Below are 20,102 nucleotides of genomic sequence, written 5' to 3'. Positions count from 1 at the left end.
CGGAAGGAGGATATAAATTGTCAAGATCAGTAAAAAAGGGACCTTATGTTCATGAAAGCTTAACTAAGAAGATTGATGCCCTGAATGCAGCTAACGACAAGAAGGTCGTAAAGACCTGGTCCAGAAGCTCAACTATTCTGCCAACTTTCGTTGGTCACACTATCGCTGTACACGATGGCCGCAAGCACGTTCCAGTTTATGTAACTGAGGACATGGTTGGCCATAAGCTTGGTGAATTTGCACCAACTCGTACATTCAAGGGTCATGCCGGTGAAGAGAGAAAGACCGGTCTTAGATAAGATTTTGAAAGGAGGATTCCTCTGTGGAAGCAAAAGCAGTTGCTAAATATGTTCGCATTGCACCTCGCAAGGTACGCGTAGTTATGGATCTTATCCGTGGCAAGAGCGTTGCTGATGCATTTGCGATTTTAAAGTTCACACCAAAAGTTGGTGCTGAAGCTATAGAAAAGGTTCTCAAGTCTGCAGTAGCAAACGCTGAGAACAACTTTGATATGAATGTTGATAACCTCTATGTGTCTTCTTGTTTCGTTGATCAGGGACCAACCATGAAGCGTATTCATCCGCGTTCCCGTGGTCAGGCCTTCAAGATTTTGAAGCGTTCTTCCCACATCACTGTAGCAGTAGACGAAAAGTAATAAAAGGAGGTTATAAACTTGGGTCAGAAAGTAAATCCACATGGTATAAGACTTGGCATCGTAAAGACTTGGGATGCTAAGTGGTATGCTGGCAAAGATTATGCAGCTAATCTGCATGAAGATATTAAAATTCGCCGTTACCTGAAGAACCTTCTTCAGAGCTCCGGCGTTTCCAAGATTGAGACTGAGCGTTCTAAGAACCGTCTTAAGCTGACTATCCACACTGCAAAGCCAGGTATGGTAATCGGCCGCGGTGGTTCCGGCATTGAGCAGATCAAGGCTGGTCTCAAGAAGTTCACTAACAGCAATGTAGACATCAGCATTGAAGAGATTAAGAATCCAGACATGGATGCAACTCTGGTAGCTGAAAATATTGCAGGCTCCCTGGAGCGTCGTATCGCCTTCCGTCGTGCTATGAAGCAGGCTGTAGGCCGTACTATGCGTCTTGGTGCAAAGGGTATTAAGATTATGTGCTCCGGTCGTCTCGGCGGCGCTGAAATCGCACGCAGCGAATCCTATCGTGAGGGTTCCATTCCTCTTCATACTCTGAGAGCTGACATCGACTATGGTACTGCAGAGGCAGCTACCACTTATGGCCGTATCGGTATCAAGGTTTGGATCTTCAAGGGTGAGGTTCTTCCTGAGAGAAAGCAGCCTGTTGCTGCTGTTGAAGGGAGCGAAGCTTAATGTTATTACCAAAGAGAGTAAAATATCGTAAACAGTTCCGTGGTCGCATGAAGGGTAAGGCTCAGCGTGGTAACAAGGTTTCTCATGGTGAGTATGGTCTTGTAGCTCTCGAGCCAGCATGGATCACTAACAGACAGATTGAGGCAGCCCGTATTGCTATGACTCGTTACATTAAGCGTGGCGGTAAGGTTTGGATCAAGATTTTCCCTGACAAGCCTGTAACTGCAAAGCCTGCTGAGACTCGTATGGGTTCCGGTAAGGGTTCACCAGAGTACTGGGTAGCAGTAGTTAAGCCAGGCCGTGTAATGTTCGAAATGGACGGCGTTTCTCGTGAGGTAGCTGCTGAGGCTATGCGTCTTGCAGGCCACAAGCTTCCAATCAAGACAAAGTTCGTAGTTCGTGAAGATTTAGAAGCAGAGGGCGGTGAAGTAAATGAAGGTTAATGAAATTCGTGATTTGAGCGCTGAGGAACTTAACCAGAAACTTGCTTCTCTCAAAGAGGAGTTATTTAACCTCCGTTTCCAGCTCGCTACTGGCCAGTTGGAGAACCCAATGCGTATCAAGGAAGTAAAGAAGACTATTGCCCGTATTAAGACTGTACAGACTGAACAGGCTAATGCTTAATTAATCGAATTGATATGCAGATGAAAGGAGGCTCCCTAATGAGCGAAAGAAATGAACGCAAGACTAAAATTGGTAAAGTAGTAAGCGACAAGATGGACAAGACTATTGTAGTAGCAGTTCTTGACATCGAGCAGCATGCATTATACAAGAAGGCCGTTAAGAAGACTGTTAAGTTCAAGGCCCATGATGAAAATAACGAGGCTCACATTGGTGACACTGTTTCCATTATGGAAACCCGTCCACTTTCCAAGGATAAGCGTTGGAGACTTGTAGAGATCGTAGAGAAAGCTAAATAATTTCCTGATGATGGAAATTCTGGTTGAGGAGGTTAACTGATGATTCAGCAACAGACTTTACTCAATGTTGGCGACAACACCGGTGCTAAGGAAATTATGTGCATCCGTGTTCTTGGCGGTTCTTATCGCAAGTATGCCAACATTGGTGATATTATTGTGGCTGCAGTAAAATCTGCATCCCCTGGCGGTATGGTAAAGAAGGGTGACGTTGTTAAGGCCGTTGTAGTTCGCAGCAAGAAGGGCCAGCGTCGCAGCGATGGTTCTTACATTCGTTTCGACGAGAACGCTGCCGTAATTATCAAGGAGGATAAGACTCCAAGAGGAACCCGTATTTTTGGACCAGTTGCAAGAGAGCTTCGTGATAAAGACTTCATGAAGATCGTTTCCCTGGCTCCAGAAGTTCTTTGATAGTTAGGAGGTGCTATTTTGTCCATTACAAAACTGCATGTAAAGAAGGGCGATACCGTTCTGGTATTGTCCGGCAAAGATAAAGGCAAGCAGGGCAAGGTTATCCAGGCTCTGCCTAAGAAGAATAAGGTTGTAGTTGAGGGCGTTAACAAGGTTAAGCGTCACACTAAGCCTAATCAGAGTGCCCCACAGGGTGGCATCCTTGTTAAAGAGGCTCCTATGTTCGCAGCAAAGGTTATGCTCGTATGCCCAGCATGTGGCAAGGCTACCCGTATTGCTCACAAGGATGTAAATGGTAAGTCTGTACGCGCCTGCAAGAAGTGCGGCGAAGTTATAGACCAGACCAAATAATAAGGAAAGGAGGACCATCTAGTGGATAGATTACAGGAAAAGTACATTAAAGAGGTAGTTCCTGCTCTGACCGAAAAGTTCGGTTATAAGAATGTTATGGAGCTCCCAAAAATCTCTAAGATTATCATTAACATGGGTGTTGGTGAGGCTGTAGGTAATCCTAAGGCTCTTGACTCCGCTGTAAATGATTTGACTATTATCGCAGGCCAGAAGCCAATTCTCACCAGAGCAAAGAAATCTCTGGCTGCCTGGAAGCTTCGTCAGGGCATGCCAATCGGCGCAAAGGTTACTCTTCGCGGCGTTCGCATGTATCAGTTCCTCGACAAGTTCATGAATGTTGCACTTCCACGCGTTCGTGACTTCCGTGGTATCGGTTCCAATTCTTTCGACGGTCGCGGTAACTACGCAATCGGCCTGAAGGAGCAGCTCATTTTCCCTGAAATTGAGTATGATAAGATTGACAAGCTCCGCGGTATGAATATCGTAGTTGTAACAACTGCCAAGACTGATGAGGAAGCTCGCGAGCTCTTGAAGCTCATGGGTATGCCTTTTAAAGCGTAAAGAAGGAGGTACTGACTGTGGCCAAGAAGGCAATGATTGAAAAGTGGAGCAAGGAACCAAAGTTCCCTGTTCGCAAGTACAACAGATGTAAGATTTGCGGTCGTCCGCACGGTTATATCAGAAAGTTCGATATGTGCCGTATTTGTTTCAGAGAGCAGAGCTACAAGGGTGCCATTCCTGGCGTAACCAAGGCTAGCTGGTAACTTAAAGGCGAAAATGAAAGGAGGATATCGGTTTAAATGGTAATGACTGATCCTATTGCAGATATGTTGACTCGTTTGCGTAATGCAAACTCCGTTTATCATGAAAAGGTTGAGATTCCTGGTTCCAACATTAAGAAGGCCATCGCTGGCGTTCTTAAGGAAGAGGGCTTCATCAATGACTTCACTTTCACTGAGGATGGTAAGCAGGGTGTAATCACTGTATCCCTGAAGTACGGTCCTAACCGTGAGAAGGTAATTACTGGTATTAAGCGTATTTCCAAGCCAGGCCTGCGCCAGTATGCAAAGGCTGCTGAGCTCCCTAGAGTTCTCGGTGGTTTGGGTATCGCCATCATTTCCACTTCCAAGGGAATCATGAGCGATAAGAATGCTCGCAAGGCTGGTCTCGGCGGCGAGGTTGTAGCTTACGTTTGGTAATTATTTAGAAGTCAGGAGGTGTACAGATGTCTAGAATTGGTAGAGCACCTATTACTATCCCAGCTGGCGTAAACGTTAAGATTGAGGATGGCAATAAGGTTACCGTAAAGGGCCCAAAGGGTGAATTAGTTCGTTCTTTCAGCCAGGATATGAATATTAAATTAGAGGACGGTGTACTCACTGTAGAGCGTCCTTCAGATAATAAAGATCACAGATCTCTCCATGGTCTTACCCGTACCCTGATCAACAACATGGTTGTTGGTGTAACTGAGGGTTACGCAAAGACTCTTGAGATCAATGGTGTTGGTTACAGAGCACAGCTCCAGGGCAAGAACCTGAACCTGTCTCTGGGTTTCTCTCACCCAGTTATTGTTGAGCCACCTACTGGTATCGTTTTCGAGGTACCAAATCCTACCAAGATCGTTGTAAACGGTATTGACAAGGAAGTTGTTGGCGCTATCGCAGCTAAGGTTCGCGACTACAGAAGACCAGAGCCATATAAGGGCAAGGGTATCAAGTACGAGGGCGAGCACATCCGCCGCAAGGTAGGTAAGGCTGGCGCCAAGGGTAAGAAATAATAACCAGAAAGGAGTAACCGACAGTGTTTGTTAAGGAAGATAGAAATAAAGCTCGTCAGAAGCGTCACCTGCGTGTACGCAATCATATTTCCGGTACTGCTGAGAGACCACGTCTTAACGTTTTCCGCAGCTTGAGCAACATTTACGCTCAGGTTATCGACGATGTTAATGGTGTTACTCTCGTATCTGCCAGCACAAAGGATAAGGATTTCCAGAACTACGGTGGTAATATTGAGGCTGCCAAGGCAGTTGGCGAGGCAGTTGCCAAGCGTGCTCTTGAGAAGGGCATTACCGAGGTAGTTTTCGACCGTGGTGGTTATGTATATCATGGCCGTGTTGCAGCACTTGCTGAAGCCGCTCGTGAAGCTGGCTTGAAATTCTAATATTTGTAAAGGAGGTACATAGATGGCTAGAATGGACAACGAGACTCCTGAGTTCCAGGAAAAAGTTGTATATATTAATAGAGTTGCCAAGGTTGTTAAGGGCGGCCGTCGCTTCTCCTTCAGCGCACTTGTTGTTGTTGGTAATGAGAAGGGTCAGGTTGGTGCAGGCCTGGGTAAGGCTGCAGAGGTTCCAGAGGCAATTCGCAAGGGCGTTGAAGACGCCAAGAAGAACCTTATTGATGTTTCTCTGAAGGGTACTACTATCCCACATGAGATGATTGGTATTTTCGGTGCAGGCCGTGTACTGATGAAGCCAGCTGCAAAAGGTACTGGTGTTATCGCTGGTGGCCCAGCTCGTGCAGTTCTCGAGCTTGCTGGTATTAAGGATATTTTGACCAAGTCCCTTGGTTCTTCCAATCCTAATAACATGGTTCGTGCAACCTTGAAGGGTCTTGAGCAGCTGAAGCAGGCTGAGAAGGTAGCTGAGCTTCGCGGTAAGACCGTACAGGAACTTTTAGGTTAAGGAGGGTTTTGAAATGGCAAATTTAAAAATTACTCTTACCAGAAGTCTGATCGGTAGACCAGCTACTCAGCGTGCTACTATTAAAGCATTAGGACTTAAGAAGTTAAATTCCTCAGTTGAGCTTCCAGACAGCGAGTCTCTCCGTGGTCAGATCCACAAGGTAGAGCATCTCGTAACTGTTGAAGAGCAGGCTTGAGATTCAAGGAGGTGCACTTAAAAGATGAAGTTAAATGAATTATCTCCAGCTCCTGGTTCCCGCAAGAACGCTTTCCGCGTTGGTCGTGGTCTGGGCAGCGGTAATGGTAAGACTTCCGGCAGAGGCCAGAAGGGTCAGAAGTCCCGTTCCGGCGGCGGCGTTCGCACTGGTTTCGAGGGCGGTCAGATGCCTTTATATCGTAGATTACCAAAGCGCGGTTTCAAGAACATCTTTGCTAACGTTTATGCAGAGGTTAATGTTGAGACTCTGAACCGTTTTGAGGATGGTGCTACTGTTGATGCTGTTGCATTGATTGAGGCTGGTATCCTGAAGAACGTTCGCGATGGTGTTCGCATTCTTGGCAACGGTGAGCTCACCAAGAAGCTGACTGTTGTAGCCAACGGCTTCACCAAGTCCGCAGAAGAAAAGATTACTGCAGCAGGTGGAAAAGTTGAGGTGATCTGATTTGTTATCAGCTCTCTCTAATATCGTTAAGATTCCGGAGCTACGGGCAAAGATCACTTTTACGCTGATTATGTTCGCCATCTTCAGAATGGGTACTCATATTCCTGTTCCAGGTGTAGATCCTTCAGCGATCGAATCACTGTTCAACAATGGCAGTCTTTTCGGTTTACTGGATATGTTCTCCGGTGGTGCTCTCAGTAAGTTCTCCGTATTTGCTATGAGTATTACGCCTTATATTAACGCTTCCATTATCATTCAGCTCTTAAATGTGGTTGTACCAACATTGGAGCAGTGGTCAAAGGAAGGTCAGGAAGGCTATAAAAAAACCACCAAGGTTACAAGATATTTCACAGTATTACTTGCCTTCTTACAGGCCCTGGGTATGTCCATAGGCTTGAAGCAGGCTATCCTAAATCCTGGTCCAGTGTCAATACTCATTATTGCGATTACACTGACAGCAGGAACAGTTTTCCTCATGTGGCTTGGTGAGCAGATAACTGCCAACGGCGTAGGAAATGGTATCTCACTGATCATTTTCGCCGGTATAGTTGCTGCGTTGCCAAACAACATTGGAAAGATTTATAATTACTTACAGACAGGAACCATTACTTATATTAATGTTTTCTTCTTCGCAGTGATTGCTGTAGCGATGATTGTGTTCGTTGTTGCAATTCACACAGCTTATCGCCGGGTTCCAGTATCTTATGCGAAGAGGGTTGTTGGTCATAGATCCTATGGCGGACAGTCCAGTCATATCCCGCTTAAGGTTAACACTGCGGGAGTTATTCCAATAATCTTTGCGTCATCCGTGCTGATGTTTCCAGTAACTATTGCCCAGTTTATTGATATCCCCTGGGTAAAAACTATTGCCGGGTATTTTGCGTGGGGTACACCGCTACAAACAACAGTTTATGCACTGTTGATTATCTTCTTCACGTATTTCTACACCGCGGTTACTGTAAAGATATCGGATATGGCAGAGAATCTGAAAAAATACGGTGGTTTTATCCCGGGCATTCGTCCGGGTGAGCCAACGGCAGTATATTTAGATTATGTCATGACTCGAATTACGCTTGCTGGCGCGTTGTTCCTGGCTCTTGTGGCTGTTCTTCCAACCTTTATTGCATCTGCAACTCATCTTGAAGGTGTAAACTTTGGTGGAACTGCTCTGCTGATTGTTGTAGGCGTTGGCCTTGACACCATGAAGCAGATAGAGTCCATGGTGGTTATGCGTCATTACCAAGGTTTTATGAATTAGGAGGATTAATTAAATGCATTTACTTTTAATGGGCCCTCCGGGTGCCGGAAAAGGCACTCAGGCTGCTAACCTGGTGAAAGAGTTTGGTATTCCACATATTTCCACTGGCGACATGTTCCGCGCCGCTATCAAGGAGGGTACTGAGCTCGGAAAGCAGGCGAAGGCATGTATTGATGCCGGAAACCTTGTTCCAGATGAAATTACTATTGGTATTGTCCGCGAGCGTCTTGCTCAGGACGATTGCAAGAAGGGTTTCATTTTGGATGGTTTTCCTCGTACAGTTGATCAGGCTGATGCCCTCACCAAGATTTTGGCTGAGTTGGGTCTTAGCTTGAAGAGCGTTGTTAATATCACTGTTCCTTCCTCTGATCTCGTTGAGAGAGCAGTAGGTCGCAGAATCTGCAAGAGTTGTGGTGCCACTTTCCACATTAAGTTTAGTCCATCAAAGGTTGAAGGCAAGTGTGATGAGTGTGGCGGCGAGCTTTATCAGAGAGCAGATGACACCGAGGAAACTATGAAGAATCGGTTGTCAGTATACGAAGCTCAGACAAAACCATTGATTGACTATTACCAGAAAGCTGGTTTATACTTAGAGATTGATGGACGTCAGGCTATCGACAAAGTTTTCAGTGACATGGTTGATGCGCTGAAGGCTTAAGAGTTATGACAGGCATTTTGCCTGGTACTACCGAATTATTATAGAAGAATCGTGCAGCGAAAGCTGTGATGCCGGAAAATGGGGCCGCTCCTGCGGCCACCTTTCCTAGGTTATGACACTAAGGAGCAATACCACTTATGTCTAAACAAGATGTAATTGAAGTTGAAGGTAAAGTCCTGGAAGCACTGCCAAATGCAATGTTCCAGGTGGAGTTGGAGAACGGTCATGTTGTCTTGGCGCATGTTTCCGGTAAGATTCGAATGAATTTTATACGCATTCTGCCAGGGGATAAGGTCACTATTGAGCTGACACCTTATGATTTAACTCGTGGCCGTATCACCTATCGTTTTAAATAATCTTTGAGTAATCAAGGATAGTACATGAAAGGGGCATAACGCAATGAAAGTTAAACCATCGGTTAAACCAATTTGTGAAAAATGCAAGGTTATTAAGCGTAAGGGTCGTGTAATGGTTATTTGCGAGAACCCAAAACATAAACAGAGACAAGGATAATTAAGAAGGAGGTGCTTGATGTATGGCACGTATTGCCGGTGTAGATTTGCCACGTGATAAGAGAATTGAGATCGCATTAACATATATCTATGGTATTGGTCTTACCACTTCTCAGAAGATTTTAAAGGAGACTGGTGTTAACCCAGATACTCGTACCCGTGATTTGAGCGAAGATGAGGTTATTAAGCTTCGTGATATCATTGATAAGCAGGTAGTAGTAGAGGGTGACCTTCGTCGTGAGCAGTCCCTTAACATAAAGCGACTCGTTGAGATCGGCTGCTATCGTGGTCGTCGTCATCGTATGGGTCTTCCTGTACGCGGACAGAACACAAAGAATAATGCACGTACCCGTAAAGGCCCTAAAAAGGCTGTTGCTGGTAAGAAGAAATAAGGAGGGCTAGAGAGTGGCAGTTAAGAAATCTGTACGTCCTAAGAAGAAGGACCGTAAAAATATCGAATTTGGTGTTGCTCATATCAGCTCCACCTTTAATAATACTATCGTTACCTTGACCGACAAGAACGGTAATGCACTTTCCTGGGCAAGCGCTGGCGGACTTGGTTTCCGTGGCTCCAGAAAGAGCACTCCATTTGCAGCTCAGATGGCAGCAGAGGTTGCTGCAAAGGCTGCTATGGAGCATGGCTTGAAGCAGGTTGATGTTTACGTTAAGGGTCCTGGTGCTGGCCGTGAGGCTGCAATCCGTTCCCTGCAGGCAACTGGTCTTGAGGTTAGCATGATTAAGGATGTTACCCCAATTCCTCACAATGGTTGCCGTCCACCAAAGCGTAGAAGAGTATAATGGGAGGTGCAAACTAAATGGCAATTGATAGAGTACCAGCACTGAAGAGATGCCGTTCCCTCGGTATCGAGCCAGGTGTTATTGGTCTGAATAAGAGTTCCAACCGTCAGCCACGTCGTACCCGCGGCAAGGTTTCCGAGTACGGTGTTCAGCTGAAGGAAAAGCAGAAGGCAAAGTTCATTTACGGTGTACTGGAGAAGCAGTTCCGTTCTTACTATAACAAGGCTAAGAAAATGCAGGGTATCACTGGTGATAACCTCATCAGCCTTCTCGAGAGAAGAATCGACAACGTAGTATTCCGTCTTGGTCTTGCTTCCACCCGTAAGCAGGCTCGTCAGCTCGTTCGTCATGGTCATATCACCCTGAACGGCAAGCGTCTGGACATTCCATCCGCTCTTGTTGATGTAAATGATGTTGTAGCAGTTTCCGAAAAGGCTCGCTCCAACGCTTTCTTCAAGGAGCTGGCTGAGTCCAATAGCGCTCTTAGCGTTCCAGCATGGATTACTGTAGGTTCCGACAACTTTACCGGCACCATCAACAGATTCCCAGCTGCTGATGATTTCGATATTCCTGTTGACAGCCAGGCAATCGTCGAGTTGTACTCCAAATAATATCTGTGTATTAATTGTCGTATTTGTACATATATGCATTGATTTATTGAGGAGGGCAATTCCAGATGATCGAAATCGACAAGCAGAAGATTGAGATTCAGATAGAGGAAATCAGTGAGGACGGCCGCTATGGTAAGTTTATCTGCGAGCCTTTGGAGCGTGGCTATGGCATTACCCTTGGTAACAGTCTCCGCCGCATTCTCCTGTCCTCTTTACAAGGTGCAGCAATTACCGCTATCAAGATTGATGGCGTGTTGCATGAGTTCTCCACTGTTCCAGGTGTTCGTGATGATGTGTCCAACATCATCCTTCACCTTAAGGAGCTCTGCCTTAAGATGCACAGCGATGAACCTAAGACAATCCGCATCGAGGTAAAGGGTGAGAAGGAAGTAACAGCAGCTGATATTATTCACGATGCTGATATTGAGATTCTTAACCCGGATCTGCATATCGCAACTGTTAACGAGACAGGTTCGCTGAATATAGAGATGACTGTAGAGCATGGTCTTGGCTATGTTCCGGGTGACAAGAACAAGAAACCTGATCAGTCTATTGGTGAGATTCCTATTGACTCTATTTTCTCCCCTGTTCGTCGTGTTAACTACAGAGTTGAAGATACCCGTGTGGGTGATACTGTCGATTATGACAAGCTTACAATGGAGGTTTGGACTGATGGTTCCATTACTCCGGAGGAGGCTGTCAGCAAGGCAGCAGGTATCCTGATTGCAAGACTGAAGCTCTTCAGCAATCTGATTATTGATACTAAGCCGGCTGCTACTGCAGAGGCCTCAGAGGCTGCTGCTGTGGGCGCTGACATGACTGATGCTCCAATTCTTGACAAAAAGGTTGAGGAACTTGAGCTTACTGTTCGTTCTTATCACTGTCTGATGAGAGCTGAAATCAAGACAGTTCGTGACCTCATCAACAAGACTGAGGCTGAAATCATGAAGGTTCGTAATCTTGGTAACAAGTCCTTGGTGGAAATCAAGAACAAGCTCCAGGAACTGGGCCTGTCACTTAAGGAAAATGATGGATCTGCCGATGATTTGGCAGATGACTGATTGACATTTCGAGATTAAGATATAGGAAAGAGGGAAATAAATGGCTTACAGAAAATTAGGTCGTAACTCCAGTGCTCGTAAGGCACTGTTCAAGAGCATTCTGACTTCCTTCTTCAAGCATGAGCGCATTGAGACTACCGAGGCTAAGGCCAAGGAGATCAGCGGCCTTGCAGAACAGCTCATCACTCTCGCTAAGCGCGGTGATTTGGCTGCTCGTCGTCAGGCTCTTGCTCAGCTTGCTGATGAAGATGTTGTTAGAAAGCTGTTCGGTGAAATCGCTGAGCAGTGCAAGGATCGTCAGGGCGGCTATACCCGTATCCTGAAGCTGGGCCCACGTCGTGGTGACGCAGCTCCAATGGTTATCCTTGAGCTGGTAAAGTAATTTACAGCTAAGACATATGAAAGAGACATTCCTTATGGAATGTCTCTTTTTTGTTTATCCTAGTATATTATTAATTGCAAAAAAGAAGCTGGAATCAATTAATATGATTCCAGCTTCTTTTATTTGAGATTATTTTTGTTTAAACTATTGGCTTAGTTTAAAGCAGAGGTGTCAACACTTACATCATTGGCAGCTTCACCGGCACTTGTAGCATTCTGCATAGTAGCAGTATCTACAGTTTCAACAGATACGGTTTTGCCATCTTCAACCGTATTAGTCTCATTCTGCTTTACCGCAGTAGCAGTAGGGGTATATGAGTTAATTATAGTCAACTGCAGAGCCTTCTTTTCTGTATCGGTAAGATTACCATTTCTATTAACTTGGTCAAGCATGCCGAGAACGGTAGCTGCCTTGGCACGGCCAGAAATATTACTGTCATTAATAACGTCAACCAATTTGATGGTGGCCTGCTGTATGGTATCGGTAGTGTTGTTGTTTAAAAGGTACTGCATCGCAGATTGGCCATTCTTGATATTCTGAACATCATCAGCGGTGAAGGAGGAATTCTGCTCCTGGTTGTTGTTTTGTGGTTGACTTGAATTTTCAGTTATTGTAGTCCATGGAGTGCTACCAGAAATAACTGTGCCTTCAATAAGAGATTTTTCATCTTTGGTTTGAGTGTTGGAAGAATCACTCTTGATATTTTTGATAGTCACGCCATTTTCTGTATCTTCAGCAGTAATCTCGTTGGCAGTAATTGTCATAATTTTGTCGGAAGCAGAAATAATGGAGTTTTCTACATTTATCTTACCAGCAATAAGATAAAGTTCCTTTCCTGTTACATAACTGTCTTTGACCTCAATAGCATTGGATGCGTTGGCAGTAGCAGTCGATCCGTTATTACCCAAAGCGGAAACAGCATGCATAGATATGGTGTCTCTATTAGATACGGTGCTGTTATTTAGTGAAATTGCCCCAGCATCAATAACTGTTTCATTGTTTGTGCCAGAAATGATGGTATTGTTTAAAGAAACAACATTGTCTTTACTAGCCTGAGTCAACATTCGGTGATCACCATTTTTGTCGGCCTTAATCTCTTGCCCAGCATAAATGTTAATGTCTCCATCTTTCCTGGACATAGTAATATCAGAATTGTTCAGTTGAACGTGTCCACCAGCGATAACGTCAGCTTTTCCACCAGATATAGTCAGATTAGTCGCGGTAACCTTATTGTCTGCAGTTGCTGATAAACCTTCTTGAGTATTACCAGCAATAATGTAAGTTTCAGACCGTTCATTCATATTAATTTTGGCGTTATCCATATTTACTGTACCGCCATTCACATGTAAATTGGTGTTTCCAATGCTATTCTCGCTGGCATTATTAAAAGTGCCATGGAATGCTACTGTATTATTCTTAGTAACATTTATACTGGAAATTTTGTCATGTACATCATCTGTATCCTTAACTGTCATACTATCAGCAGCAGCAATTTGAATCATAGAGTTATTATCATTTCCGTTGGTAGTGAAGGTTACGCCATCAGCAACTTCTACAGTACCACCGGCCATAATTAGGATGTCATCAATATTAACGCTGGCCCCTTTTTCAACGGTCAGTTTTCCAGCACCTTTATTCGTATCAGTGGCAAAAGTACCAGTCTGACCAGAAGTAACACTATTAATGAAATTGGCATCATTGATGGCCAAAGTGGAAAGCACCAGAGCACTGGCATTAATAGAAGCACCACCACCAACTAAAATACCATTAGGATTTACAATAAACAGCGGGTTGCCGCCAGTCTGGGTTAAAGTACCAAGAATTGAGGAAATGTCAGTACCGGTAACTCTATTAAGTAAAGCACCACCATTAGTATCAAAATGGAAGGCTTGGCCATTCTTTACACTGAAAGAATCCCAATTGATGATACTGTTTTCATAGACCTTAAAAGAAGCAGTAGCACCGGTAACATCAATGCCACTAGCTCCAGTATTATAGTTAGTGGAATCTATAGTGACATTACCCATGGTAACATTACCCCCAGTGGCGTCTGCAAAGCAGGTGCTGGACAGGGATAAGGCAATCATGGTAGCCAGTGCCGCCGTACGAATTTTACGATTAAATTTCATTATGTTCCCTCCTTAGAAGCTCATGTTAAGCATTACATTCCATCTCTTATGGTTATTGGTGTTGGTCAGGGTACTGTCCAAATCGTTGACTACCTTGGCATAATCAATGGCCAAAGTGATACCGTGCTTGGTATCCGTATAACGATAACCTATACCAACAGAAGCCAAGCTGGCACAGTGGAAGGCAGCTCTATCTCGGTTGTTTGTAAGGTTGCCATAATCGCTGAATACAACAAAACGGGAATTTGGTACAAATTCCGGAGTGAATACTTCAACACTGCCTACAACACCAGTATCTGCACTGATGCTGTTACTGAATCCACGAACTGTGTTCATGCCACCGGCACCAATCTGCATAAGTCCAACAAGATTGTTGGTAGTGTACTGACCGTGCATACGGGCACCGAAAATCCAATCGGATTTGCTCTTTATCTGGTAGTTTACGCCCCCTTGATAAAGTACAAAATGGTCATCATATCTGCCAAAGCCAGGACCCGCCCAATTACGGTTGTAAGAAGCATCACTGCCGCCAAAGTTAGTAACGATACCAACATTGTAGGAAAGAGAATGATTAGTATCCCGATTATTATGCAGGAAACTCAAGGAAGCAGTTTTTACGTTATAGTCCTCTTTCTGGTTACCGAGAGTTGCAGGACCAGTGGTTAAAAGACCATCGGTGCGTACGGAGCGGTAGTCTATACCGAAATCAATGATATCCTTCTCACGGGATGTGTATGCAAGGTAATGCTGGTAATGAAGTCCGGTATTAAAGCCTTTACCAGCACTCTGACTGTTAATCAAACCGCTGGTGACAATAATAGGTGCTTCATCCTGATTAATATCATAAATGCTGGCATTAAATGTTAATGCACCATTGGCCTTTGGTAGTAACGTACGATAAGAAACAGCACCCATTTTTACATCGCTGAAATGATTGTCTGGTGAAGTAATGAAGGCTGCGCCAAAGGTATCTGCGTGTCCAAAAGTATTATTGTTTACATAGCTTAAGGTAGTACGCCAATCACCGGAATACTCGTTACCGGTATTGCTGAAGCTAATCCCATATTTGTCATGCTTCTTGTCCTCATTGGCAACCTTTACAGCAAAAGTTCCATCCTGATTAGAAACAAAAGTAGCACCAACCTTGGCTGCACCAGTATCATTTAACAACTGAATCTGCTTGGACAATTCGTGAATGTTAATCTGTTTCTTATTTAATTCAGGCACCAAGGTGCGGATGGCATCTTCGTCCAACCCGTTTGTTCCTTCCACGGATACAGAGGTGACTGGTACAGTTACCTTATCAGGTCGAACTGCTTGGGCAGTATCTTTTTCAACATTCTTCTTTGCCTGGTCAAGTTCTTCCTTGGCCTTATCCTGCCCCACAGTCTGCTCAATCTGGTCATTTACTGCTGCATACACCAGTGAAGGCGATGCACCATAAACTGTTGCCGCACTAACACAAGCTATACCTAGTGTTACAAAACGGCGAAGACGTTTCTGACCCATTAAATTTTTCAATTCCCTCGTCCTTTCCTTGTTGCGGCATAATAATCCTATGCCTTATTCCTCTTCAGACATGATTCCTACCAAGGTCATAGTTATTTAGGCAAAATGATTTATCATTCATTATTTATAACCATGGTTAAAAAACATAATCCACTGTTAATTTTAAAGTTAACAAGATACTTAGTCAAGACAAATTACCTATATAATATACACCATAAATAAAAAGTCTTATAGTTTACACAATCAATTATTAACAATTATGATTTATGGTTAACCATTACGGTTTATTGCGTTGACCATACAAATATCTTATAATATTAACTTAGAGGTGTTTAGCATGAGTTTTATTGAATGCATTGATTTAACACACATTTATAATGCTGGTATGGAAAATGAGCTGCTGGCAGTTGAGAATGTTAATATAAATATCGAAGAAGGAGAGTTTGTGGCTATACTGGGCACAAACGGTTCCGGAAAGTCCACCCTGGCCAAGCATTTTAATGGCCTTTTGGTGCCATCAACTGGTAAGTGTCTGGTGGATGGCATGGATACAGCTGATGAGATTCTGACTTATGATATCAGAAAGCAGATTGGTATGGTTTTTCAGAATCCGGATAATCAGATCATTGCTGCTATTGTGGAGGATGATGTGGGGTTTGGCCCAGAAAATATCGGTCTGGATCCCCATGAAATACGCCGTAATGTAACGGCGGCTCTTAGGGCGGTGGATATGGAGGAATTTCGATATTTTTCCCCCCATCATCTATCAGGAGGGCAAAAACAGCGTGTGGCCATAGCCGGGGCACTGGCAATGAATACCAGATGCCTTGTATTGGACGAGCCTACAGCCATGCTGGATCCAAGAGGACGTCATGAGGTCATGGATACGGTTTCGCGGCTAAATAAGGAACGGGGGATTACTACCATTTACATCACCCACTTTATGGAAGAAGCTGCACTGGCTGACAGAATATTTGTCATGGATCAGAAGCATCTGGTGGCCAGCGGTACACCAAGGGAAATATTCAGGGATATTGGAGCTATGAAAAAACGCGGACTGGCGGTGCCTATGGCAGCGGAAATTGCCTACCGACTGCAGCAGAAGGGTGTCAGAATAGATGAGTCAATTATTAACACAGAGGATTTGGTGAGGGCATTATGTCAATAGAATTAAAAAATATATCATATACATATATGCCCAGAACGCCCTTTGAACGTTTAGCTCTTGATAATATCAGTATTACAATTCCTGAGGGAAAGATAACAGCCATAGCTGGCCATACGGGCTCCGGCAAATCTACTCTTATACAACATTTCAATGGACTCTTAAAGCCGGATACAGGCTCTGTACTGGTTGATGGGGTGGACATTGGCAAAAAGAATGCTGTGGCCAAAGAGGCCCGCCGCAAGGTGGGTATTGTGTTTCAGTACCCTGAATATCAGCTCTTTGAGGAGACGGTAGCCAAGGATATTGCCTTTGGACCGGTTAATATCGGTTGTGGCGAGGTTGAAACTATGGAACGGGTAAAGCAGTCCATGGATTTTGTAGGCCTTGATTATGACAAGTATGCTAACCGATCTCCTTTTCACCTCAGTGGGGGACAGAAACGTAGGGCTGCCATAGCGGGAATTCTGGCATTAAAACCAAAGTACCTGGTACTGGATGAGCCTACTGCAGGTCTTGATCCAAAGGGGCGTGAATCCCTTATGGAAAAGTTCAGAAAGCTCCATAAGGAAAGTGGTACAACTATTGTGCTGATTTCCCATAATATGGATAACATTGCCAGCTATGCGGATAATGTAATTATCCTTAATAAAGGCAAGATAACCCTGGAGGCACCTCCTGATGAAGCTTTTTCACAGCAGGAGGTAATAAGCAAAGCCGGGCTGGAACTGCCGGAAGTGAAAGCCATTTTGAACGAATTGGCAAAAAATGGTCTTAACATACGAAATGATGCTTATACCATGGAAAAAGCGGTACAGGAAATTGTGGAAGCACTAAGGGGGCAGAGAAAATGTTAACTGATATAACACTGGGACAGTTTTTCCCGGGAAACTCGCCTCTCCATAGTATGGATGCCAGGGTGAAAATAGTTTTGCTGTTCATTTATATTGTGGCCATTTTTCTCTTTGATAATCATATTAATTACGGTATTATGACTGGGGGAGCCATTGGGGCGGTAATTTTGTCCAGGCTGCCTTTGGGCATGGTATTAAAATCCATAAAGCCATTGTGGTGGATTATTCTTTTTTCCTTTACCATTCATCTTTTCAGCACACCGGGGGACCCTATATTTAAGGTGTGGACCTTTGCTATGACAAAGGAGGGGATTATACAGGGATTTTTCATCAGCCTGCGCCTTGTGCTGATGATTGCAGTATCATCATTGCTTATGTTTACCACCTCTCCCCTGAAATTGACAGATGCCTTGGAATCCCTAATGTCACCATTAAAAAAAATCGGCTTTCCTGCCCATGAGCTGGCTATGATGATGACTATTGCCATGCGGTTCATTCCTACCCTGTTGGAGGAAACGGACAAGATTATCAAGGCCCAGCAGTCAAGGGGATCAGATATCGGCGACGGTAATTTTTTCCAACGGGCCAAGGGAATGATACCTGTACTGGTTCCTCTTTTTATCTCGGCCTTCAGAAGGGCTGATGAACTGGCAATTGCCATGGAAGCCAGATGCTATCAGGGAGGTGTGGACAGAACCCGCATGAAGCAGCAACGTCTTCACGACATAGATTTTTGGGCAGGGGGAATCTTTGGTATATTCCTAATCACTTTAATCATAGTGCAGTTTCTGTTGTAATAATTTGTAGAAGGATGAAATATGAAGCCTGAGCATAAGGAAATAATGAAGGCGCGGAAGCGCAATATACGTCTGACGGTGGCCTACGACGGTACCAATTATAATGGCTTTCAGCGGCAGAATCCGCCCGCCATTGCAGTGCAAAACATTTTGGAGGACAGGCTCCGGAAAGTTTTTGGGGATACGGTGGAGCTGGCGGCATCCGGACGCACTGATGCTGGGGTCCATGCCAGAGGACAGGTAGTTAACTTCTTTACGGATGGATCCATCCCCACGGACAGGGTGCCAAGAGCTGTAAATAGTATACTTCCTCCCGATATTGTGGTTTTGGAAGCAGCGGAGGCAGACAGGGAATTTAGTGCCCGCCACAGTGCTGTAAGCAAAATTTATAAGTACCGAATTTTACAGGGGGATATTCCCGATCCCTTTGAGCGGAATTACAGCTGGAACATACGTAAAAAACTGGATGTAGAGTCAATGAGGGCTTGTTTGGAATTTATAATGGGAGAGCATGACTTTAGTGCTTTTAGGGCAGCCGGTGGACCTCCTGTAAGTCCGGTGAGAACTATTTATGAGGCAACCCTGGAGGTTCAGCAGGGGGGACGTATATTGGAGCTTACCTTCCATGCCAATGGCTTCCTGTATCACATGGTACGGAATATTGTGGGGACTTTGGGTAACGTGGGCCTAGGCTGGAAATCTGTGAAGGACTTTAAAAGGATAATGGAATCTCTGGACAGAAAACAGGCAGGAGCTACGGCACCTCCCCAGGGCCTGTATCTGGAAAAGGTGTTTTATTAAGAGAAAAATTCATAATAAAAGGACAGCATATTGTGGGCGTTTCGTGCCACAAATTTGCTGTCCTTTTAATTTTTTTATAGTACAGTCAGTTATCAAAGTTGTACTCCCAGCCCGGTTTTTGCATACAACATTCAAAAATTGGATTGTTTTTATTTTGTCAGCCCTTTTACATATAATATCCTGAAAAAAAAGAAGGCTGCAGGAACAGCCTTGGTAAATCAACGATTATTATGTTACATGTTATGTTTGCCCATTGCCCTTAAATCAGCAGTGGAATTAAGCTTTTGTTTAATATCATCCAGCACGGTGTTAAGCTGTTTTACTTCATCCTTCATGCCGCGAACATCCAGCAAACAGCTATGAATTTGTTCTCCTAAAGAATAATAGTCTTCAAAATTCATAATTTCCCCCCGTAAATTATTATCCACTAAGAAGATTATATACTAATTGAAAAAATATTCAATGATTTTATAGAATTTTTACATTTGTTCAAGATCTACAATAACCATATTTTTGGAAGGTATCTGGGTACGGCAACAGATATTGTATTTGTAATTGTCATCCAATTCGGGATGCGAAAAGATAAAGCCGGGAATTACTGTGGCACTGCCATAAAAGAGACTTTTCATATCTGACTGGGTGGCCTTGGCATAGCTTTCCAGTCTGGTCCACTTATCTGCCGTCATATTGTATTCATCCAGATATTCAGCCAGCTCCTTGGTGTTTTCTTCTACGTCACAGCCAATTTCAGCCCCTAAAGGGCCGTCAGCAACAGCCAGGGCACACATAGCCCGGTCCCCTGAGTATGCCAAACTAAAATCCAGCTCGGGGTGCTTGGCAAAGAAAGGCTTGCCATTGTTGTTAAATTTTAATTCCAGTGTCTGCTGGTCGTAACCGGCCTCTTTTAAAGCCTTGGTAAGAAGCACTCCGGCAGCCAGTGCGGACTGCTTATCACGCTGTTCCTGAATCTTATCTACTTTGTCTTTTCTGTATGCAGTGGCATTATCATAGAAAGACTTAAAGAGCTTTGGATTGTTGAGCTTTGAGCTGTCGGCAATATATACTTTAACCTTTATATTATGAACCATATCTGACATCTAAATATTTCCCCCAAACGTTTCAAATTAACACATCCATTTTAACACATATTAAGATAAGATTTTTCCATAAATGGAAAAAAATGAACAACTGCGTTATAATAT

The 20,102-nt window shown here is 44.2% G+C and carries 33 protein-coding genes; 29 read left to right on the top strand and 4 right to left on the bottom strand.

The features are described 5' to 3' along the window. Nucleotides 1-17 precede the first annotated feature (17 nt). The 25 genes from rpsS (at nucleotide 18) to rplQ (ending at nucleotide 11,645) form a co-directional block, all read left to right on the top strand. Nucleotides 18-299, top strand: a complete 282-nt coding sequence (gene rpsS, locus T525_RS0111455) for a 30S ribosomal protein S19 (RefSeq protein ID WP_027397553.1) — start codon at nucleotides 18-20, stop codon at nucleotides 297-299. A 23-nt stretch (nucleotides 300-322) separates the two neighbouring features. After that, nucleotides 323-655: a 50S ribosomal protein L22 gene (gene rplV / locus T525_RS0111450; RefSeq protein WP_027407288.1), complete on the top strand. Its 333-nt coding sequence runs from the start codon at nucleotides 323-325 to the stop codon at nucleotides 653-655. An 18-nt stretch (nucleotides 656-673) separates the two neighbouring features. Next, nucleotides 674-1,342, top strand: a complete 669-nt coding sequence (gene rpsC, locus T525_RS0111445) for a 30S ribosomal protein S3 (RefSeq protein WP_027407287.1) — start codon at nucleotides 674-676, stop codon at nucleotides 1,340-1,342. Beyond that, a complete protein-coding gene (rplP, locus tag T525_RS0111440; protein WP_027397556.1) occupies nucleotides 1,342-1,785 on the top strand; it encodes a 50S ribosomal protein L16 in 444 nt (147 codons plus the stop codon). Before rpsC ends, rplP begins: the two co-directional genes overlap by 1 nt. Then, entirely contained in the window at nucleotides 1,775-1,966 is a 192-nt protein-coding gene (gene rpmC / locus T525_RS0111435) for a 50S ribosomal protein L29 (RefSeq protein ID WP_027397557.1), read from the top strand. The genes rplP and rpmC overlap by 11 nt, the downstream gene beginning before the upstream one ends. A gap of 38 nt (nucleotides 1,967-2,004) precedes the next feature. Then, a complete protein-coding gene (rpsQ, locus tag T525_RS0111430) occupies nucleotides 2,005-2,262 on the top strand; it encodes a 30S ribosomal protein S17 (RefSeq protein WP_027397558.1) in 258 nt (85 codons plus the stop codon). A 39-nt stretch (nucleotides 2,263-2,301) separates the two neighbouring features. Next, nucleotides 2,302-2,670, top strand: coding sequence for a 50S ribosomal protein L14 (gene rplN, locus T525_RS0111425; RefSeq protein WP_027407286.1), 369 nt, complete (start codon nucleotides 2,302-2,304; stop codon nucleotides 2,668-2,670). Nucleotides 2,671-2,688: 18 nt separating this feature from the next. Then, nucleotides 2,689-3,021, top strand: coding sequence for a 50S ribosomal protein L24 (rplX, locus tag T525_RS0111420; protein ID WP_027407285.1), 333 nt, complete (start codon nucleotides 2,689-2,691; stop codon nucleotides 3,019-3,021). Nucleotides 3,022-3,042: 21 nt separating this feature from the next. After that, nucleotides 3,043-3,582 carry a 50S ribosomal protein L5 gene (gene rplE, locus T525_RS0111415; protein WP_027397561.1) on the top strand — a complete coding sequence of 180 codons (540 nt, stop codon included), beginning with the start codon at nucleotides 3,043-3,045 and terminating at the stop codon, nucleotides 3,580-3,582. Nucleotides 3,583-3,599: 17 nt separating this feature from the next. After that, complete coding sequence (locus tag T525_RS0111410) at nucleotides 3,600-3,785, top strand: type Z 30S ribosomal protein S14 (RefSeq protein WP_027397562.1); 186 nt, start codon at nucleotides 3,600-3,602, stop codon at nucleotides 3,783-3,785. Between the two features lie 36 nt (nucleotides 3,786-3,821). Further along, a complete protein-coding gene (gene rpsH, locus T525_RS0111405; RefSeq protein WP_027397563.1) occupies nucleotides 3,822-4,220 on the top strand; it encodes a 30S ribosomal protein S8 in 399 nt (132 codons plus the stop codon). Nucleotides 4,221-4,246: 26 nt separating this feature from the next. Further along, nucleotides 4,247-4,798, top strand: coding sequence for a 50S ribosomal protein L6 (gene rplF, locus T525_RS0111400; RefSeq protein WP_027407284.1), 552 nt, complete (start codon nucleotides 4,247-4,249; stop codon nucleotides 4,796-4,798). A gap of 23 nt (nucleotides 4,799-4,821) precedes the next feature. Continuing rightward, nucleotides 4,822-5,181 (top strand): 50S ribosomal protein L18, encoded by a 360-nt coding sequence (gene rplR, locus T525_RS0111395; protein ID WP_027407283.1) that lies wholly within the window; start codon nucleotides 4,822-4,824, stop codon nucleotides 5,179-5,181. Between the two features lie 22 nt (nucleotides 5,182-5,203). Then, on the top strand, nucleotides 5,204-5,704 hold the full coding sequence (gene rpsE / locus T525_RS0111390) for a 30S ribosomal protein S5 (protein ID WP_027397566.1): 501 nt from the start codon (nucleotides 5,204-5,206) through the stop codon (nucleotides 5,702-5,704). Nucleotides 5,705-5,717: 13 nt separating this feature from the next. Continuing rightward, entirely contained in the window at nucleotides 5,718-5,900 is a 183-nt protein-coding gene (gene rpmD / locus T525_RS16085) for a 50S ribosomal protein L30 (RefSeq protein WP_027397567.1), read from the top strand. Nucleotides 5,901-5,924: 24 nt separating this feature from the next. Further along, a complete protein-coding gene (rplO, locus tag T525_RS0111380) occupies nucleotides 5,925-6,365 on the top strand; it encodes a 50S ribosomal protein L15 (protein WP_027397568.1) in 441 nt (146 codons plus the stop codon). Nucleotide 6,366: 1 nt separating this feature from the next. Next, nucleotides 6,367-7,623 carry a preprotein translocase subunit SecY gene (gene secY, locus T525_RS0111375; RefSeq protein WP_027407282.1) on the top strand — a complete coding sequence of 419 codons (1,257 nt, stop codon included), beginning with the start codon at nucleotides 6,367-6,369 and terminating at the stop codon, nucleotides 7,621-7,623. Between the two features lie 13 nt (nucleotides 7,624-7,636). Then, nucleotides 7,637-8,281, top strand: a complete 645-nt coding sequence (locus tag T525_RS0111370; RefSeq protein WP_027407281.1) for an adenylate kinase — start codon at nucleotides 7,637-7,639, stop codon at nucleotides 8,279-8,281. 137 nt (nucleotides 8,282-8,418) lie between these two features. After that, nucleotides 8,419-8,637, top strand: coding sequence for a translation initiation factor IF-1 (gene infA / locus T525_RS0111365; RefSeq protein ID WP_009645081.1), 219 nt, complete (start codon nucleotides 8,419-8,421; stop codon nucleotides 8,635-8,637). A 43-nt stretch (nucleotides 8,638-8,680) separates the two neighbouring features. Further along, a complete protein-coding gene (gene rpmJ, locus T525_RS15950) occupies nucleotides 8,681-8,794 on the top strand; it encodes a 50S ribosomal protein L36 (RefSeq protein WP_058965281.1) in 114 nt (37 codons plus the stop codon). 22 nt (nucleotides 8,795-8,816) lie between these two features. Then, nucleotides 8,817-9,185: a 30S ribosomal protein S13 gene (gene rpsM / locus T525_RS0111360; protein WP_027407280.1), complete on the top strand. Its 369-nt coding sequence runs from the start codon at nucleotides 8,817-8,819 to the stop codon at nucleotides 9,183-9,185. A gap of 13 nt (nucleotides 9,186-9,198) precedes the next feature. Then, a complete protein-coding gene (rpsK, locus tag T525_RS0111355; RefSeq protein WP_027397572.1) occupies nucleotides 9,199-9,591 on the top strand; it encodes a 30S ribosomal protein S11 in 393 nt (130 codons plus the stop codon). Between the two features lie 17 nt (nucleotides 9,592-9,608). After that, a complete protein-coding gene (rpsD, locus tag T525_RS0111350) occupies nucleotides 9,609-10,202 on the top strand; it encodes a 30S ribosomal protein S4 (RefSeq protein WP_027397573.1) in 594 nt (197 codons plus the stop codon). A gap of 65 nt (nucleotides 10,203-10,267) precedes the next feature. Beyond that, nucleotides 10,268-11,263: a DNA-directed RNA polymerase subunit alpha gene (locus tag T525_RS0111345; RefSeq protein ID WP_027407279.1), complete on the top strand. Its 996-nt coding sequence runs from the start codon at nucleotides 10,268-10,270 to the stop codon at nucleotides 11,261-11,263. A 40-nt stretch (nucleotides 11,264-11,303) separates the two neighbouring features. Next, entirely contained in the window at nucleotides 11,304-11,645 is a 342-nt protein-coding gene (gene rplQ / locus T525_RS0111340; RefSeq protein WP_027407278.1) for a 50S ribosomal protein L17, read from the top strand. Between the two features lie 152 nt (nucleotides 11,646-11,797). Here the strand turns inward: rplQ and T525_RS0111330 are convergent, their stop codons facing one another. Together T525_RS0111330 and T525_RS0111325 are read right to left on the bottom strand one after the other, a co-directional pair. Continuing rightward, entirely contained in the window at nucleotides 11,798-13,774 is a 1,977-nt protein-coding gene (locus tag T525_RS0111330; RefSeq protein ID WP_027407277.1) for a filamentous hemagglutinin N-terminal domain-containing protein, read from the bottom strand. 12 nt (nucleotides 13,775-13,786) lie between these two features. Continuing rightward, nucleotides 13,787-15,295 carry a ShlB/FhaC/HecB family hemolysin secretion/activation protein gene (locus tag T525_RS0111325; RefSeq protein WP_198022690.1) on the bottom strand — a complete coding sequence of 503 codons (1,509 nt, stop codon included), beginning with the start codon at nucleotides 15,293-15,295 and terminating at the stop codon, nucleotides 13,787-13,789. Nucleotides 15,296-15,620: 325 nt separating this feature from the next. On the opposite strand from T525_RS0111325, the gene T525_RS0111320 reads away from it, so the two are divergent. From T525_RS0111320 to truA, 4 genes are read left to right on the top strand one after another with little or no spacing between them, the layout of a single operon-like run. Next, nucleotides 15,621-16,451 (top strand): energy-coupling factor transporter ATPase, encoded by an 831-nt coding sequence (locus T525_RS0111320; protein WP_027407275.1) that lies wholly within the window; start codon nucleotides 15,621-15,623, stop codon nucleotides 16,449-16,451. Next, nucleotides 16,442-17,305, top strand: coding sequence for an energy-coupling factor transporter ATPase (locus tag T525_RS0111315; protein WP_027407274.1), 864 nt, complete (start codon nucleotides 16,442-16,444; stop codon nucleotides 17,303-17,305). The genes T525_RS0111320 and T525_RS0111315 overlap by 10 nt, the downstream gene beginning before the upstream one ends. After that, the gene (locus T525_RS0111310; RefSeq protein WP_027407273.1) at nucleotides 17,299-18,099 is read left to right on the top strand and encodes an energy-coupling factor transporter transmembrane protein EcfT; all 801 of its coding nucleotides are present in this window, start codon (nucleotides 17,299-17,301) and stop codon (nucleotides 18,097-18,099) included. Before T525_RS0111315 ends, T525_RS0111310 begins: the two co-directional genes overlap by 7 nt. 21 nt (nucleotides 18,100-18,120) lie before the next feature. Continuing rightward, nucleotides 18,121-18,900 carry a tRNA pseudouridine(38-40) synthase TruA gene (gene truA / locus T525_RS0111305; protein WP_027407272.1) on the top strand — a complete coding sequence of 260 codons (780 nt, stop codon included), beginning with the start codon at nucleotides 18,121-18,123 and terminating at the stop codon, nucleotides 18,898-18,900. A gap of 233 nt (nucleotides 18,901-19,133) precedes the next feature. Here the strand turns inward: truA and T525_RS16430 are convergent, their stop codons facing one another. Next, complete coding sequence (locus T525_RS16430; RefSeq protein WP_156945780.1) at nucleotides 19,134-19,301, bottom strand: hypothetical protein; 168 nt, start codon at nucleotides 19,299-19,301, stop codon at nucleotides 19,134-19,136. 78 nt (nucleotides 19,302-19,379) lie between these two features. After that, entirely contained in the window at nucleotides 19,380-19,997 is a 618-nt protein-coding gene (locus tag T525_RS0111295; RefSeq protein ID WP_027407271.1) for a 4'-phosphopantetheinyl transferase superfamily protein, read from the bottom strand. Nucleotides 19,998-20,102: the final 105 nt, after the last annotated feature.

The sequence above is a fragment of the Anaerovibrio sp. RM50 genome, from assembly GCF_000622005.1.
GTDB lineage: Bacteria > Bacillota > Negativicutes > Selenomonadales > Selenomonadaceae > Anaerovibrio.
This window is presented reverse-complemented; position numbering and strand designations above follow the sequence as displayed.